This is a genomic window from Massilia aerilata (genome assembly GCF_042656905.1).
GTDB lineage: Bacteria > Pseudomonadota > Gammaproteobacteria > Burkholderiales > Burkholderiaceae_D > Telluria > Telluria aerilata.
The window spans coordinates 1-1,153 of record NZ_JBHSMZ010000028.1; the positions used below are offsets into that span (position 1 = coordinate 1).

The window sequence follows — 1,153 nt, forward strand, 5'->3', positions numbered from 1 at the left end:
CAGCTAACAATCGGAGCGTGCAATGCCTTGGAAGGAGAGTTCCCGAATGTCTTCCCGTCTCGAATTTGCGCGCTTGGCGGTTGCGTCTGATGTGAACATGAGCGCCCTGTGCCAGTCTTTCGGCGTCAGCCGTAAGACTGGCTACAAGTGGCGTGAGTTGTACCTTCAGCATGGAGAGCAAGGGCTGGAGGAATTGCCGCGTCGCCCGCATTCGTCGCCTAGGCGCAGTGCTGACGCATTGGAATCGGCGGTTGTGGCACTGCATGATGCGCATCCCTGTTGGGGAGCGCGCAAGCTCAAGGCGCTGCTGCCTGAACAATTCGGCACACCGCACCCCAATACGATTTCAGCTATTTTGCGTCGTCACGGCAGGCAGCTCGTGCCGCATGCCGACAGGATCAATCCAGCCAAGGGGCGTTTCGAACACGAGGCGCCAAACCAGCTCTGGCAAATGGATTTCAAGGGACATTTTCCCCTGACTGACGAGAAAGCCGGACGCTGTCATCCGCTGACGATCCTGGATGATCACTCGCGATACTCTATCTGTTTGACTGCTTGCAAAGGGGAGGACGGCCGGACGGTAAAGGACGTGCTGACGCAAACGTTTCGCACCTACGGCATGCCGGAGCGGATTACTTGCGATAACGGTACACCTTGGGGAACGGGCGGTCATGGGACCTTGTCCCGGTTGGAGGCCTGGCTCATTCGCTTAGGCATTCGCGTTAGCCACAGCACGCCATATCATCCGCAAACCCAAGGCAAAGCAGAGCGGTTTCATCGAACGCTTAAACGTGAACTCATCAATCGCTTCGGCTTCACTTCGATCAGCGCGTGCCAGGAAGCCTTCGACCGCTGGCGCGACCAATACAACCTTATTCGACCGCATGAAGCGTTAGAACAAAAGGCGCCTGCCACCCGCTACGCCCACAGTGGGCGCCTCTTTCCCTCAGAACTACCGCCTGTCGAGTACGACGAAGGCGATATCGTACGCACCGTACGTCGACACGGCCAGATCAGTTATAAGGGCGGTGTGTACTTTGTCGGTGAAGGGCTGCATGAAGAAACCGTCGCTATACGGCCGACAGAAAACGATGGCGTACTAAGCATCGTTTTCTGTCATAAAGAAGTCGGCCAAATCGACCTCACCGCCGCT

The 1,153-nt window shown here is 56.9% G+C and carries 1 protein-coding gene; it reads left to right on the forward strand.

Features of this window, described 5'->3' with window-relative positions:
- Positions 1-46: 46 nt before the first annotated feature.
- Positions 47-1,153 (forward strand): IS481 family transposase (locus ACFPO9_RS27685; RefSeq protein ID WP_379777681.1); only part of this gene is annotated, 1,107 nt, incomplete at its 3' end.